Origin of the sequence: Psychrobacillus sp. L4 (assembly GCF_042944905.1) — a bacterium.
Taxonomy (GTDB): domain Bacteria; phylum Bacillota; class Bacilli; order Bacillales_A; family Planococcaceae; genus Psychrobacillus.
The window spans coordinates 3,177,989-3,192,941 of sequence record NZ_CP168496.1; the positions used below are offsets into that span (position 1 = coordinate 3,177,989).

The following is a 14,953-nucleotide window of genomic DNA, read 5'->3' on the forward strand; positions in this document are numbered from 1 at the left end:
GATTAGTTGATTTAAAAATATTGTACTCTATTTCGGTAATGGATTGTATCTTTTCCCGCAGTATATTGAATATTTCTTTTCATTACCAGGATATTCGTTATTTTAGCTCCAAAATAACTGGACAATGATCACTGCCAAGTACATGTGCATCAATTGAAGCATCCTTTAGAATAGGCGCAAGTTGATCGGAAGCTATAAAATAATCTATTCTCCATCCAATATTCCGCTCTCTCACTTTATTCATATACGACCACCATGAATAGGCTCCCTCTTGCTCGGGATAAAAATAACGGAAAGTATCCACGAACCCCTCCGCAAGTAAAGCCGTCATTTTGCCACGTTCCTCTAGCGTAAAACCAGAGTTTCCTCTATTAGAGTTAGCATTTTTCAAATCTATGTCCGCGTGTGCTACATTTAAATCTCCACACATAATGACAGGCTTCACTTCTTCCAATCGTTTCAAATAAACACGCATCTCATCTTCCCACTCAAGTCTATACAGTAGCCGTGCTAAATCACGTTTTGCATTTGGTGAATACACATTGACTAAATAAAAGTCTGCGAATTCGAGCGTGATGATTCTTCCTTCGTCTTCAGTCTCTAAATCTCCTACTCCATATTTCACGGAAAGTGGTTTCACTTTCGTAAACACCGCTGTCCCAGAATAACCTTTTTTCAACGCGTAATTCCAGTACTGTTCATATCCATCTAACTCTAGCTCAATTTGGCCATCCTGCAGTTTCGTCTCTTGCAAACAAAAAATATCGGCATTCACTTCATTGAAATAATCTAAAAATCCTTTTTTCACACATGCACGTAAACCATTCACATTCCATGAAACTAGTTTCATATGTATTCCCCCAACTATAAAAACCCGATCAGAAGACCGGGCTATCTTCTATTATTATAAGGCTAAAATCGTATGCATGCAAAATAGCTCTTGTATGCTTGTGTGATACCCTTAAGATGAACTAATTAATTTTATATAATGGAACTTTTCCATTCTTTTCTTCATCTAAGAGATAAGTGCAGAAAGGAGCCTACAAGTTGGACTTACTCAAACTAATTAATAAAGCACAAAAAGGTCATACAGCCTCGTTCGAACTACTAATCACAAAACATAAACAGGCGATGTACTATGTTTCTAAGACGATTTTAAGAAATGACGAAGATTGTGCAGATGCTATTCAAGAAAGTGTTATTAAAGCGTATCAAAACATTCATAAGTTAAATGAAGCATCCTATTTTAAAACTTGGTTGATGCGAATTGTAATGAATGAATGTTATCAACTAATCAGAAAGCAAAAAAACATCCTTCCTTTAGATTCAATTATGGAACCATCGTATACGCAGCCAATGTCTCAAGAGCTTGAAATGGAAGAAGCATTAAATCTTTTATCAAATGATCATAGACAACTTTTAATTCTATTTTACACGGTTGGATTAAGCATTAGGGAAGTTGGAGAGTTACTTGATTTACCCGAAAACACCGTAAAAAGTAAAATGCACCGAGCGAAGAAAAAGATGAGGGAATTCCTATCAGAAAACGAAACGGAGGAGCATTCATGGAAAAGTGGGAAGAATTTTTAACAAAAAAGCAAAACGATGATGTACCCAAAACTGTTGAATTGGGTATTCAAACGGCATTTAAACAGCTACCGAAAAAAAAGGATAAAGCTCGGATTACAGGAATTGTCGCTGCTGCTGTTTTATTTTTATCTATTATTATAGGTTCTATCTTTTCACCAGCAATGGCTGCAACGCTTCAGTCTATTCCAATAGTAGGATCACTTTTTGAATGGATAGAAACGAGAGATACGGGAATAAAAACTTCTGCTAAACTAGGAATTTCCGAAGAACATGACCTAGAATTACAAGTAAATGGACACAAACTAATTATGGAAGAAACTATGTTTGACGGAAGTCGATTGGCGATTAGTTACAAGGTACAAGCTACAAGCCAGGAGGAAGCCACAAGACTATTGGACCGTATGAATTATAAAATAAACGACGAATCTCTTTCGAAATGGGGATCATTCCAACGAATCGATTGGGAGAAAGATGCTGCATCAAATGGTTTCTATGCAGCTATCATTGTCCTTAATACAGTAACACCTTTACCTGATAAACTCGAACTATCCATCAAAACTGATTATTCATGGAAGCAGATTACGATCGATCCAAAAGGCAAACACACGGTTCTTAATATTCAAAAAGAAAAACAAAATGCTGATTTATCTATTATTTATAAAGATGTGTCTATTTATCCATCTAGTATTATTCTAACATTCGATGAGATACAAACTGTCGATCATTATGTATCGCTACGAGATAAAAGCCTTGATTACTATATTGTAGATGAATATGGTAATAATATTCCTGTTATGTTTGGTAGTAGCGAACGGTATGAATTTAAGAATAATCTTCTAACTTCCCATTTTACGTTTATCTTACCAACAAGGAAAGGTTCATATGAAAAATTGTCTATTATTCCTACTATTTATAGTTCTGAAAATAGGCCGCAGTTTGAAAAACTAGAGGACTTATCTTACTCCATTGATCTGAGTCAACAACCAGATTAAACACATATAAGGAGCATGACTTTTATAAGTTATGCTCTTTCCTATTATTTGGTTTTTCTAAAGGTTATTGTTATTACTTTCTTGAATAGTATCAGTATACATTTTCTTAAACAGTTCTAATGCCATTGTAAACTTGATTGTTTTTTCATTATTATCTAGGCAATATTTTGTTTTTAGTTCTTCGAGAATGAATGAAAAGTCCACTAATTCATTCATTTGGCGAAGCATATTATCTTTTGAAACAAAAATATCGTATATTGCCGCATATGGGCTGAGATTGAGTATTTCTTGATTGGAGATCATTTGGAAACCATCTACATACATTGATACTCTTATAATAAAAAAAAAGCGTTCCATATCTCTAATGAATCGAGATATGGAACGCTTAAATTTAAAGCTATGTTAGATGTAAGGGTTGATTTTGAAACATTTACTTGATTGAAGCGGAAGGCGGCGACCCCAGCGGGAAAAGTGTGGAGGCCACTGAAAAAGTCCAATTTTCCCGAAAATGAAAATTTCATAAAAACTCATTCCCAAAAAAGTGCTATTTTTAGCTACTAAAGTGGGGAGGATTCTGCTTATTCTCAAGGTTTTTACCTAAGAAAGTGGGGGTAAGAATTTTCAGGATTTTCAAATTCAAATATTTAGTCACTTTTTCAGTGGCCTCAAAAGTGCGTCCAGGTGAGACCCCGCAGGAGCTAGCGACGAGGAGGCTCACGGACCGCTCACGGAAAGCGTCCGCTTGTAACGGAAAGTAAAAGTATAATTTAACAGAGTCAATTTAAAAGATTGGACTTTTTCAGCACCCTCCATTTATAGAGTCACGTTTTTTATTTCTTCGCCATCTTGATTAAAAGATAAACTCCAACTCCAATAAAAGCAGCAAATACCATTACGATCAAAGAGATAGCAATAAAAACGAACATACTCATAGATAACATCTCCTTCAAATATCTATTTTCTAAGTTTACACTATTTTGGAAAACAAATCGCTAATATTTTATTGAAAATTCTGTATATTAAATCAAGGAAAAGGTGAACGATTTTACATTAAATAGTTACCGAGACCAATGATAAATTAAAACAATATAAGTAGTGGACAAATTAAGATACTCTTTTGAATTCCCAAGAGATTTTATGAACTACGATTGGGTTTTCCTGAGATACGCCCGGGATTTTATGAGATACTCCGAGATTTTATGAGATACCCCAAGATTTTCTGAGATACTCCTGGATTTTCTGAGATTCCTACCTCCAAAAGTAGAAATACCTCACTTTCCATTATTCTAGAAAGTGAGGCAAGCTATTAGTATCGTTCTGCTTCATTACTCTTTTCTATTGCTTCTTTAGGTGCATCGTCGCCGTCTCGATTGCCTAGAGGCTTATTGGTCGACCCATCTTTTTTAGCATGCGCAAGACCTTCCCGCAAGTGGTGACCATAATCTTTATCTGCTTCTTGGGCTAGTGCAATTATTTTTTCTTGAATTCGTTTATCACAATTAGATAGGTCATTTACAAGATTGGCAATGAGTTCGGTTTTTTCCCATTGTTCAAAATTGCGATATGTTTCTCCAGCTTGCTTTGTGTTATTATTCCTATCGATGGATTGTCGCACTAAGTTTCCTTTAATCATTGGTGTATACTCTTCGCCAAGTTGCTCTGCTTCTTGGAGACCATCTAATATAGATGGTTCGTAATTGATATGCGGATTTTGGAAAGGGCCCCTGTCCAGTCTATATGCCATTTGCCCGCCAGATTGATTGGTTGCTACACGTTTTTTCGGCGAATTAATTGGTAACTGTAAATAATTCGCTCCTACACGATGCCTTTGTGTATCAGAGTATGAAAAGGTGCGCCCCTGCAACATTTTATCATCAGAGAAATCAAGGCCATCAACTAATACACCTGTTCCAAATGCAACTTGCTCTACTTCCATAAAATAATCTTCAGGGTTTCTGTTTAACACCATTTTCCCTACTGCCATCCATGGAAACTGATCTTCTGGCCAAAGTTTCGTATCGTCAAGCGGATCGAAATCCAGTTCGGGGTGATCGTCATCGCTCATTATTTGAACAAGAAGTTCCCACTCTGGAAAGTCCCCTTTTTCAATAGCATCGTATAAATCTTGCGTCGCATGATTAAAATTTTTCGCTTGTATTTCTTCTGCTTCTTTTTGTGTCAAATTTCGAATGCCTTGCTTCGGTTTCCAGTGATACTTTACTAGCACTGCTTTTCCATGTTTATTCACCCACTTATACGTATTTACACCGGAACCTTGCATCATTCGGTAGTTTGCAGGAATGCCCCAAGGCGAATAAATAAACGTTACCATGTGAAATGATTCTGGAGAACTTGCACAAAAATCGAAAAACCGCTCGGAATCTTGAATATTGGTAACCGGATCTGGTTTAAAAGCATGAATCATATCTGGAAATTTTATCGCATCTCGAATAAAGAAAATTTTTAAATTGTTCCCAACTAGGTCCCAGTTTCCATCCTCTGTGTAAAACTTCACGGCAAATCCGCGTGGATCTCGCAATGTTTCTGGCGAATGCCCTCCATGAATAACAGAAGAAAAACGAACGAAAACAGGGGTCTGTTTTCCTTTTTCTTGAAACAATTTTGCACGTGTATATTTAGAAATATCTTCATCACCAGCCGCTCCGTATGCTTCGAAATAACCGTGGGCCCCTGCACCTCGAGCGTGCACAACACGTTCTGGAATTCGTTCTCTATCAAAATGGCTAATTTTTTCGATGAAATCATAATTTTCTAGTGTTGCAGGCCCTCTGTTGCCTACTGTTCTTATGTTTTGGTTGTTCGTGATTGGATGGCCTTGCCTATTTGTTAACGTATCCTCATTTTCCACATTTGTTTCATGGTTGGATTGATCTTTTGTCACCTTTCGTCCTCCTAAACCGTATATAGAATCTTCACTCTTCTACATAATGTCCAGAAAGGAATGTAAATATTCCACTTTGGTTTAAGCTTGCATTTGATATACATATTTATCCCATGTACTATTTTGAAAAGCCTTTTCATTAACACGGTTGGTACAAATATACGTTTGCAGTTGCCCTTTGTACATAAGTTTTAAGGAAGGAAGTTGTTCAAAATGATGAGGTTGCACGAAGCATGGAGCTACTTGTAATTTTGATGATTGGCATTCATTTATAATGGTGGCAACAAATTGCGAACAAAAAAAAGCATGTGCTCGTTCTATTTTTATATTCATTGCTAAACCAAATAATCCAATTAGATTATATTTATATAGCTCTTTTTGCTGTTCCATTCGCCGGATTTTATTTCTCATTTGCTTATATTCTTGGGAGTTCACTCTGCACTGATAAATTGCACATGTAGCACTCTTAAAAATTCCATTCGTTGCATCTTCTCTTATAAATCCACCGTTAAAGGGATTATGCTTATTTTTCCTTCCAAAACTATACATCTCAAAGAGTTGCTCATCAAAAGCTATCGATGTATGATTTAAATCTTTTCTCGTATACACACCTATCGCCTTTGAAAATAATGTACCCGTATTACTCAACATAATATAAATGTTTTTCTCGATTTCCTCCACCCCGTTCACAGGAAACATTTTGCCCCCTAATCTGTTATCTTAATCATCCCTTATATGAAACTTTTTCCACACGGGCTAGAGAAGGAAAATGTATAAGACCTAAGACGTAGAAACAGAAGAAACACCAGTTTATATAAAGATTTAAAAAGTCCTACAAGAGCTACACTTTTATTTACAAAATAAAAATGCCAGAGAAAATTTTCATTTTCCATTGGCATTTTTTAATTATTTATCATTGCATAATGCAGAATCGCTTCTTCAAGAATATCAATACCTATCATCACATCATCTAGCGGAGTATATTCGTTTGGATGATGACTAAGGCCATCAATTGATGGGATAAAGATTAATCCAACCGGGCATAACTTGGTCATGTTCATAGCATCATGCCCTGCCCCGCTTTGCATTATTTGATTAGAAATGTTCTTTTCTTCGCAAATATTTTTTAAAACTTCATTTATTTCCTTCGATAGAAGTACTGGCTCTTCCGAACTGATCTCGATGCTTTCAATATCCAGCTGTCTATTCTTCTTTACGTTTGCAATGGTTTGATTTAAATAGTCCAGGACTCTTTGCCTCGATGGAAGAGAGGTAGATCTTATGTCTATTTTCATTTCTACTTCTCCAGGCACTACGTTCATCGCACCATTATGGACATTTAAAACTCCAATAGTCGCAACTGTTCCAAAATCCTCTTCACTTTTTGCAGCGCTTTCAAGTGCTAACGAGATTTCAGAAGCGCCAAGAAGAGCGTCTTTTCTCATATTCATAGGTGTCGTTCCCGAATGGGATGCTTTCCCCATTATTTTCACATGCAGTCTTACAGGTGCAGCAATTCCTGTAACAATCCCAATTTTCTTATCATTATTTATTAATACAGGACCTTGCTCTATATGCAATTCAAAAAATGCTTTAAACTGTTCATCCACTCTGCTTGCTTGTTCCACACTCTTAAAATCCAAGGCACATAAAGCAAATGCCTTTTCCATTGTAATTCCGTCCTTATCCACTAGATTCCGGTATCTATTATGATCGAATTGACCAGCCATCGCTTTGCTACCTACTGTCGACACTCCGAATCGTGCAGATTCTTCACAAGCAAATGAAATAATTTCAATCGGATGATCCGTTTCAACACCTTTTTCATTTAATCGTTTAATTACTTCTAAAGCAGCTGTTACACCAACGACGCCATCATATTTTCCACCTTGGTAGACTGTATCAAGATGAGAACCCATTACTACAGGTGGTAGACCTTCTATCCTACCTTTTCTTCTTGCAATAACATTTCCACATTGATCCATTCTAATATCTAAATGCTCGGCCATACACATGCGCATAAACGCGTGGGTGCAAGTCTGCTCTTCATTTGAATATGCAATTCTTGTTATTCCCTTTTCACCGGAGTTGTATTGGTTAATATTATTAAATAATAACTCATATCTTTTCTTACTCTTCATACAAGTATCCCCCTCTCCTATTATTCATTATGCCTATTTAACATCCATAAGAGTGAAAAAAGTCGAAACTAGCCAAATGGTACTTCTATCTTCATTTTATACAATTTCCACTAGACTGTCATTGTGGAACGGAACCAAGATGTCTCTTCATTTATTGTGCATGGTACACAATGAATACCCTACTGTTTAGTGATATACTGGACTTCGATACATTTAGTGATTGGAAGTGAATATCGATATGAGACATACCGTCATTTATAAAAAAGGTGAACGTTTTACATTAGAAGCTGATTTTTATGATACAACCAGTCCCAATGCCCCAGTTGTTGTTTACATTCATGGAGGCGGATTACTTTGGGGGACAAAAGAAGAACTAAGTGAAGAAATGATTGAATTATACACCAAAAATGGATATGGCTTGTTTTCAATTAATTATAGATTAGCTCCTGAAACAAAACTATCGTATATTTTAGAGGACATACAAGATGCTTTAAATTGGATTGAGTTAGAAGCATCAAAGCAGTTTTCTATCGATGCCAAGAACATTGCGATTGTAGGTAGTTCTGCTGGTGGTTTTCTAGCACTTAGTACGGGTACATTCAAAAATAAACCACGTGCAATTGTATCATTCTATGGATACGGGGATATTAGTGCGGATTGGGCAACAAGCCCAAACAGTTTTTATTGTCAAAAAGATTTAGTTTCAAAAGAGATGACAAAACATATTATTACCGATGACGTAATTACAGAAGCTTCTGTTGAAGATCGCTTTCTTCTATATTTATATGCTAGACAAACTGGTGAATGGGTTCAAGAAGTAACAGGTATTAATCCTACCATTAATAAAGAGGCACTTTTAAAATATTGCCCAATTCATCATGTTACAAAGGATTATCCACCAACATTATTGTTACATGGAACAAATGACGTTGATGTACCATACTTGCAATCTGTTTTTATGAGAGCTGCATTAATTAAAGAAAACGTGAAAGCTAAGTTAATTACAATTCCAAATGGAGAGCATGTGTTTGAAAAGGATTTCCATAACCCCGTTGTTCAAGATGCGCTGCAAGAGGTTATTGACTTCCTTCATGTCCATTTAACTGACTAACACGAAAATAACCTTTGTCCCAAACATTCTTTGGGCAAAGGTTATTTTATGTTTACGGGTTGACCTAATGTAATTTTATTTAAATAGAAGTTACTTTCTCTTCGTTCAATTTATGAAAATGTTCCCATAAATTGTCGCAGTCTTCACGATCTTCTACTTTAATCATATTTACTACACTTTCATCTGAACCGTCTAAATACTCACGAAGATGTATATCTGAAAAGCCATGTGTATCTGCATCATGTCTTGTGCTACAATAGTGAACTTCTTTTACACCTGACCAAATGATTGCTCCCATACACATTGGGCATGGTTCACATGTTGCATAAATTACGCAATCCGATAAATCCATTGTACCTAATTTTTCACAAGCTACTCGGATAGCTACCATTTCAGCATGTGCAGATGGATCCGTATCTTTCATCATTGTGTTACTTACTGCTGCGATAACTTCATCGCCACGAACGATAGTCGCCCCAAATGGACCGCCATGTCCTTTATCCATACCTTCAATTGTTGCGTCTACCGCTAATTTCATGTAATCCATTTTATAACCCTCCGAATACTCTCGAATTATTTTATTAATAGATGTTGAATTCTCTCACTTCGAGCGTGTAAAAATAGAAAAATTATACACGAGCTTCCATTTTACTCTGTAACAGGACCGATATTTTCTTTCTTATTTACATATAGTTTATAAGCTAAGAGTACTGCCATTAGTAGGTATCCAATAACGAAAGGCATAGCAGTATCTTGCGCAATTCCGATTGTGCTTGTATGAATTGCACCTACAAAAGATAAAACAGCTCCAAGCACTGCAGCTACTATAGCACCAATAGGCGTGTTACGGATAGTAAATACAGCTATAGAACCCCAAAGTACACTAGTAATAGGAGCACCATTACCTAGAGCGACCAAACCATCGTAGAAAAGTCCAGCATTGTGCAGGGCAAGTGAAGAAACTTGATCGGCACCCTCGCCTACCGACATACCAGTAGCTGAAAGTGCATTATTAACAGCAACAAGTGCCCAGTTAGCAACCCATGGGAAGAAACATACAAATATTGCTGGAGCTTCAAATTTTGGACTTTCTTTAACAACTTGATGTCCTGTTACAATCGCAATAAACACGAGCATCGGAACAATAGCAGCAATTGGAACAACAGCTAGTAATAGACCCATTAGACTGAAAATCGATAATAAGAATATGGCAAGAGAGCTAGCAATGGAATAGCCTAAACCTGCACCAACTTCTTTCCAACCAGCATGTCCTACATATACTGTTACCGGGAATGGGTTACCAAAAATGCCACCTATTGCAGTAGAAAAACCGTTTGCAAGCATAACGTCTCTAGTATTGTATTCATCCCCAACAACAGCAGCAGCTTCAACGTTTTCCAGATTAAAAATAAAGTTCGATAAACCTAAAGGTATAGCAGTTAATAAATATGGCAAAGCAGCTTCAATATGGTCGAAAAGCCCATTTAAATGCAACTTAGGAGGATTAAATCCGAATGATTTTAGAGCTTCAGTAACATCAGCAGGATTTTGATATCCAGCTATCCAAGCAATTGAAGTTCCAATTAGGATCAATAATGCACCTGTAGGTATTTTTTTGAATATTGGATGTCTACTTAACCAGTTCATAAAAATTACAATTATGGCAACAAATGCCACAACGGGCATTTCAAAAGATTGTAGCATTGGGTTCATACCTAAGAATACGAATGCCAAACCTGCCAAGGATGCTAACAATACAGTTTTTGGGACAAGCCTTCTAATCGTATCTCCTATGAATGCACCTAAAAATAAAATGGATGCCTCGATAAAGCCCCAAAGCACTGCTACCGATGTTGTGAAAACAGCATCCTGTGTTTGATGATATAAAGGAAGCATAATTACAAATACGATAAGAAAAATACCAGGTGAACTGGAACCTGATGGTAATGCGGTAACATCTGTTCTACCTGTTTTCTTTGCTAATTTATAGGCAAAATAGGCAAAAATAATACCGGATAGCAATACCGCAAGTCCAAAGCCAGGAACAATCCGTTTAAAAACAAAATCAGTTGGCATGCCAACTACACCAATTAATAAAGAAATCATAACCAAAAAGTCTGTCAATACGTTAACGAATAAACCGAAAGAAGCAGCAATATCTCCTTTTTTCCAAAAGCGAACATTCTCCATGACTAACACTCCTTGCATTTTATTAATAAACAATTATTCTAGTAATTGATTCTCAGCCAATTTACATTTTCATGGTAGCGTTTTCATTTATTTGAATAATCATTACTTTATACTTGTATATTAACAGAAAGCGCTAAGTTGTCATCGTATAGATAAACCAAAAATAGGTGCATTCGTTAGGCGTTTTATACAAAGGTATTCGAATAATTAATAGATAAATTTAACATTTTTATATGAAATTAATAAAATTTGGATTAAGAAAATGAGTTATTTGGGAAGATTCTATTTATCTAGAAGTCTTCCCAAAATAACTTATAGCACTGCGATTTGTTCTTTAATAATATGTGTACCTGCTTCTTCTTTAATTGCCTCTTTCAAGCTTTCTGGGTTTGTAATAATTACTCTCTTCCCTTTTTTCTCTAGGAAGCTTAAGCTCGCTTCAATTTTTGGGAGCATACTTCCAGCTGGGAAATGATTTTCTTCCATAAATTGTTTTGTTTCTTCAATTGAAATCTTATCTAAAGCACGTTGATTAGGTTTACCGAAGTTAATACATACTCTTGAAACACCAGTTGTAATAATTAATGTCTCAGCATCTATTTGCTCTGCTAGTAAACTTGTAGCAAAGTCTTTGTCAATTACAGCATCAATACCTTCGTACGTATTATTAGCTAATTTTACAACAGGAATTCCCCCGCCTCCAACAGCAATAACAACAAAATCAGAATCTATTAACAATTTAATAGCATCTTTTTCAACAATATTAATTGGTTTTGGAGATGGAACAACTCTTCTATAGCCACGACCTGAATCTTCGATGAATTTCCAGTCAGGATGTTCTTCTTTCATTTTTTCAGATTGCTCTAATGTAAAGAATGATCCTACTGGTTTTGTTGGATTTTCAAAATTTGGATCATCTGAACTTACCTCTACTTGAGTTATTATTGTAGCAACTTTTTTGTTTAGTCCTCTTTTTGCAAATTCGTTTGTCATTGCTTGTTGAATTTGGTATCCAATACCACCTTGTGTATCTGCTACACAATTAACAAGTGGCATTGCAGGCATGCCTGCTACTTCATTTGCAATTTCAGATCGTCTTAATCCGAATCCCACTTGAGGTCCATTACCATGTGTAACGACTACTTTATATCCCGCTTCTACCATATCAGCAATATGTACTACTGTTTCTTGTACTGCTTCATATTGATCTTGTATCGAATCTAGTCCATTTTCTTTAACTAACGCATTGCCTCCAATGGCAACAATTGTTACTTCCCCCACTTGAATTCCCCCTATAATGCTTAATTACCTTATCTTTTTAGTAATTCAATCGATTGTTCTTTATGAGAATGATATAAAGGATTTGTTGGATCATTCTTAATTGCATTCTCAATTGCTCCTATAGCTTCCTCATGCTTGCCTAAAGATCTTAGACTGTTTGCTTTATGAAAGGAGAAGTCATATCTATTTGGTTGAAGTGTTAAAAGTTTATCCATTTCAATAACAGCTTCTTCATGTCTTCCAAGCTCTCTTAAATAATTTGATTTATGGTAACGGTAGAATGATTCATTCGGATTGATATCACATGCTTTATCGTATTCAGCCAAAGCTTCTTCGGGTTTTTTCCACAATCTCAAACAATTTGCTGTGTAAAAATAAAAGTCTAAGTCATTTGGATTTATCGATAAAGCTTTGTTGAACTCTTCAAGAGCTTTTTTATATTGTTTTAACTCTTGTAGGAAATAGCCTTTATAATAGATGTAATCTGTATTTTGATTGTCTAATTCTAATGCTGTGTCCATTTCCGAAATTGCATCCTCGTATTTATCCATTTTGGCAAATAGCTTAGCATTTTTTATATACTCATCATTTTCGTATAGCTCTCTTTCAAGAATACTAACTACTTTTGGTTGGATTAGTTCTTTCGCATGTTGAAGGGATGACTTTCCATCGCGATCCTCTAAATTTACATCCGCACTAGCATCTACAAGTGTTTGAATGATATCAGAATATAAGCGACCACCATTCCCTAAAATTACGGATTCAAGTAATGCCGACCAACCTAAATTATTGACATGGTTAACTGGAACTCCTGCATCAAGACAGATTTGCACTGTTTTTAAATAACCTTTTTCGCTTGAAGGTAGTAAAGCAGTTCCTCCAAAACGATTTACACTGTTTAATTCGGCGCCACCGCTAATCATCAATCGCAGTATTTCATGAAAACCATTTGCTGCTGAGCAAATAAACGGAGATAGTTGTGTAATATCTCTCGTATTTACATCACTTCCAGCTTCAATTAAGATCTTCACAGCCGCTACTTGATTTTTTTGAGTAGCTGCCATTAAAGCAGTACGTCCAGCATCGTCTTTAAAATCAACGCTTGCACCATCCTGTAACAACTTTTCTATAGTAGAAAGTTCTCCTAATTCACTCGATTTAATAAGTTCCATATGTAAGGATTGATTATCCACAATTTTTCTCTCCTTTTTTAGACAGTTGATATGACTTTTAGATGAAAAGCTAGGAATCGATCAATTCCTAGCCTTAATCGATCAAAACAGTCTAAGGTGATCATCTTAAATTTATAATTTTGCTTACTTAATGTTTTCGCTTAACGCTAGAATGGCTTTCTCAAAAGCTTCCACCGGTGGGTTGGTAATACCTGCACCAATCATTCCAATTCCCGCGTCTTTATGCGCAATTGCTGTATTAATAATTGGCATAATTCCAGTTTGAATCACTTTCCGAACATCGATTCCAGTTGGAATTCCCATGAAATTTAACATTGGAATAGTAACGTTTTGATTTTCAGTAGTTGTGATTTCTTTCATTTTTGTGGAAAAGTTAATTGCATCTTCAACTGTTCCACCTACAAGTGCAACGATCGCAGGAGCGGTTGCCATTGCAAATCCTCCAATTCCGTAAGTTTCCGTAATAGCACTGTCACCAATATCCAGTCCAGAATCCTCTGGTTTGTAACCAGCAAACATTGGACCGATTACTTTTTGAGCTGGTCCAGTAAACCATGTGTTACCAGAAATACCACTTATACGAATACCAAATTCTACTCCATTACGTGCCATTGTCGTCACGACTGTACTGTTCTCGATACCATGAGCAGCATCTAGTGCACATTTACATAGAGCCATCCAAGTTGGACCTGAGAAATAGTCACTACTTGCTACAAACTCAAACACTTCTTTTTTCTGCTCAGTTGTAAAATCTGTTTGAATAATTAAAGGCGTCAAAGCCTGGATAAGTAATGTTGTACCCGCAATGTTACGGTTATGACACTCATCACCCATATGAAGTGCTTGTGCAAGCATTAGGCGTAAGTCAATACCATTTGCACTTAGTTTCATTGCATCACGTAATATTGGACCTAATACATCGCGCATCCAAATTAAACGATTGATAACACTATCATCATTCGCACCCATACGTAAAATTTTTGATAATTGCTCACTTAAATTTGTGTACGCAATATTTCCGTATGTTTTGTTTTCAACAATATGCATAAACATTGACGCAGAAGTTACACCAGCCATTGAACCAACACAGTTATGCTCATGACAAGGAGAGAAAGTAATTTCTCCGGATGCAGCTAATTTTTCTGCTTCTTCAATATCTTTAGCTAAGCCTTCAAATACTATTGCTCCAGTTACTGCGCCTTTCATTGGTCCATTCATTTTGTCCCAAGTAATAGGTGGCCCAGCATGTAAAATAGTTGTCTTCGTCATACCAGGAACAACATTGATTGCTTGATCAAAGCCGATTAATACGGGTTGTGAGTTAACAATTCTCTCCACCGCAAGTTTATTTGCTTCTTCAATTTTTTCTGCAATTGTCGGTTCCTCTAATTTATCAAGTGCAGCAATAATTTCCGGGTTTCCTCTACCTGGTGGCATCCACTCTAAATGTGTTACAGTAGCATTCTGTTTTATCATGTCATCTTTGAAGGATTCAATACCCACGTTAATGACATTTATTTTTTCATTAAATAGTTCGTTAATTTTACTCATGA

12 protein-coding genes and 2 pseudogenes are annotated in these 14,953 nt (G+C 36.1%); 4 read left to right on the forward strand and 10 right to left on the reverse strand.

Annotation, left to right across the window (positions count from 1 at the left end):
• Nucleotides 1-97: 97 nt before the first annotated feature.
• Complete coding sequence (locus ACEPXG_RS15420; RefSeq protein WP_391204251.1) at nt 98-850, reverse strand: exodeoxyribonuclease III; 753 nt, start codon at nt 848-850, stop codon at nt 98-100.
• 197 nt (nt 851-1,047) lie between these two features.
• Between ACEPXG_RS15420 and ACEPXG_RS15425 the strand changes: the two genes are divergently transcribed.
• Both ACEPXG_RS15425 and ACEPXG_RS15430 read left to right on the forward strand, forming a co-directional pair.
• Nucleotides 1,048-1,590, forward strand: a complete 543-nt coding sequence (locus tag ACEPXG_RS15425; protein WP_391204255.1) for a sigma-70 family RNA polymerase sigma factor — start codon at nt 1,048-1,050, stop codon at nt 1,588-1,590.
• Entirely contained in the window at nt 1,566-2,582 is a 1,017-nt protein-coding gene (locus ACEPXG_RS15430; RefSeq protein WP_391204258.1) for a DUF4179 domain-containing protein, read from the forward strand. The genes ACEPXG_RS15425 and ACEPXG_RS15430 overlap by 25 nt, the downstream gene beginning before the upstream one ends.
• 146 nt (nt 2,583-2,728) lie before the next feature.
• Here the strand turns inward: ACEPXG_RS15430 and ACEPXG_RS15435 are convergent.
• The 4 genes and pseudogenes from ACEPXG_RS15435 to ACEPXG_RS15450 form a co-directional block, all read right to left on the reverse strand.
• A pseudogene (locus tag ACEPXG_RS15435) lies at nt 2,729-2,885 on the reverse strand (IS5/IS1182 family transposase); the annotation flags it as partial.
• Between the two features lie 1,003 nt (nt 2,886-3,888).
• Entirely contained in the window at nt 3,889-5,484 is a 1,596-nt protein-coding gene (locus ACEPXG_RS15440) for a catalase (protein WP_391204261.1), read from the reverse strand.
• An 81-nt stretch (nt 5,485-5,565) separates the two neighbouring features.
• Nucleotides 5,566-6,183, reverse strand: a complete 618-nt coding sequence (locus ACEPXG_RS15445; protein WP_391204264.1) for a hypothetical protein — start codon at nt 6,181-6,183, stop codon at nt 5,566-5,568.
• A 203-nt stretch (nt 6,184-6,386) separates the two neighbouring features.
• Nucleotides 6,387-7,625: a M20 family metallo-hydrolase gene (locus tag ACEPXG_RS15450; RefSeq protein WP_391204267.1), complete on the reverse strand. Its 1,239-nt coding sequence runs from the start codon at nt 7,623-7,625 to the stop codon at nt 6,387-6,389.
• A gap of 226 nt (nt 7,626-7,851) precedes the next feature.
• On the opposite strand from ACEPXG_RS15450, the gene ACEPXG_RS15455 reads away from it, so the two are divergent.
• Nucleotides 7,852-8,736 (forward strand): alpha/beta hydrolase, encoded by an 885-nt coding sequence (locus tag ACEPXG_RS15455; protein WP_391204270.1) that lies wholly within the window; start codon nt 7,852-7,854, stop codon nt 8,734-8,736.
• A gap of 79 nt (nt 8,737-8,815) precedes the next feature.
• Here the strand turns inward: ACEPXG_RS15455 and ACEPXG_RS15460 are convergent, their stop codons facing one another.
• From ACEPXG_RS15460 to arcC, 3 genes are all read right to left on the reverse strand, one after another.
• Nucleotides 8,816-9,283 (reverse strand): nucleoside deaminase, encoded by a 468-nt coding sequence (locus ACEPXG_RS15460; protein ID WP_391204273.1) that lies wholly within the window; start codon nt 9,281-9,283, stop codon nt 8,816-8,818.
• 101 nt (nt 9,284-9,384) lie between these two features.
• The gene (locus tag ACEPXG_RS15465; protein ID WP_391204276.1) at nt 9,385-10,926 is read right to left on the reverse strand and encodes a xanthine permease; all 1,542 of its coding nucleotides are present in this window, start codon (nt 10,924-10,926) and stop codon (nt 9,385-9,387) included.
• A gap of 312 nt (nt 10,927-11,238) precedes the next feature.
• Nucleotides 11,239-12,207: a carbamate kinase gene (gene arcC / locus ACEPXG_RS15470; protein ID WP_391117605.1), complete on the reverse strand. Its 969-nt coding sequence runs from the start codon at nt 12,205-12,207 to the stop codon at nt 11,239-11,241.
• 99 nt (nt 12,208-12,306) lie between these two features.
• On the opposite strand from arcC, the gene ACEPXG_RS15475 reads away from it, so the two are divergent.
• Nucleotides 12,307-12,375 carry a hypothetical protein gene (locus ACEPXG_RS15475; RefSeq protein ID WP_391209952.1) on the forward strand — a complete coding sequence of 23 codons (69 nt, stop codon included), beginning with the start codon at nt 12,307-12,309 and terminating at the stop codon, nt 12,373-12,375.
• Here ACEPXG_RS15475 and ACEPXG_RS15480 read toward each other — a convergent pair.
• Nucleotides 12,345-13,379, reverse strand: a pseudogene (locus tag ACEPXG_RS15480) (ankyrin repeat domain-containing protein); the annotation flags it as partial. The gene ACEPXG_RS15475 and the pseudogene ACEPXG_RS15480 overlap by 31 nt on opposite strands.
• Nucleotides 13,380-13,523: 144 nt before the next feature.
• Nucleotides 13,524-14,951, reverse strand: a complete 1,428-nt coding sequence (locus tag ACEPXG_RS15485) for a DUF1116 domain-containing protein (RefSeq protein WP_391204279.1) — start codon at nt 14,949-14,951, stop codon at nt 13,524-13,526.
• Between the last annotated feature and the right edge of the window lie 2 nt (nt 14,952-14,953).

Bases quoted from the DNA above. Each gene is read 5' to 3' on its own strand.
- ACEPXG_RS15420 (WP_391204251.1), bottom strand. From the start codon at position 850: ATGAAACTAGTTTCATGGAATGTGAATGGTTTACGTGCATGTGTGAAA.
- ACEPXG_RS15430 (WP_391204258.1), top strand. From the start codon at position 1,566: ATGGAAAAGTGGGAAGAATTTTTAACAAAAAAGCAAAACGATGATGTA.
- ACEPXG_RS15445 (WP_391204264.1), bottom strand. From the start codon at position 6,183: ATGTTTCCTGTGAACGGGGTGGAGGAAATCGAGAAAAACATTTATATT.
- ACEPXG_RS15450 (WP_391204267.1), bottom strand. From the start codon at position 7,625: ATGAAGAGTAAGAAAAGATATGAGTTATTATTTAATAATATTAACCAA.
- ACEPXG_RS15460 (WP_391204273.1), bottom strand. From the start codon at position 9,283: ATGGATTACATGAAATTAGCGGTAGACGCAACAATTGAAGGTATGGAT.
- ACEPXG_RS15465 (WP_391204276.1), bottom strand. From the start codon at position 10,926: ATGGAGAATGTTCGCTTTTGGAAAAAAGGAGATATTGCTGCTTCTTTC.
- ACEPXG_RS15485 (WP_391204279.1), bottom strand. From the start codon at position 14,951: ATGAGTAAAATTAACGAACTATTTAATGAAAAAATAAATGTCATTAAC.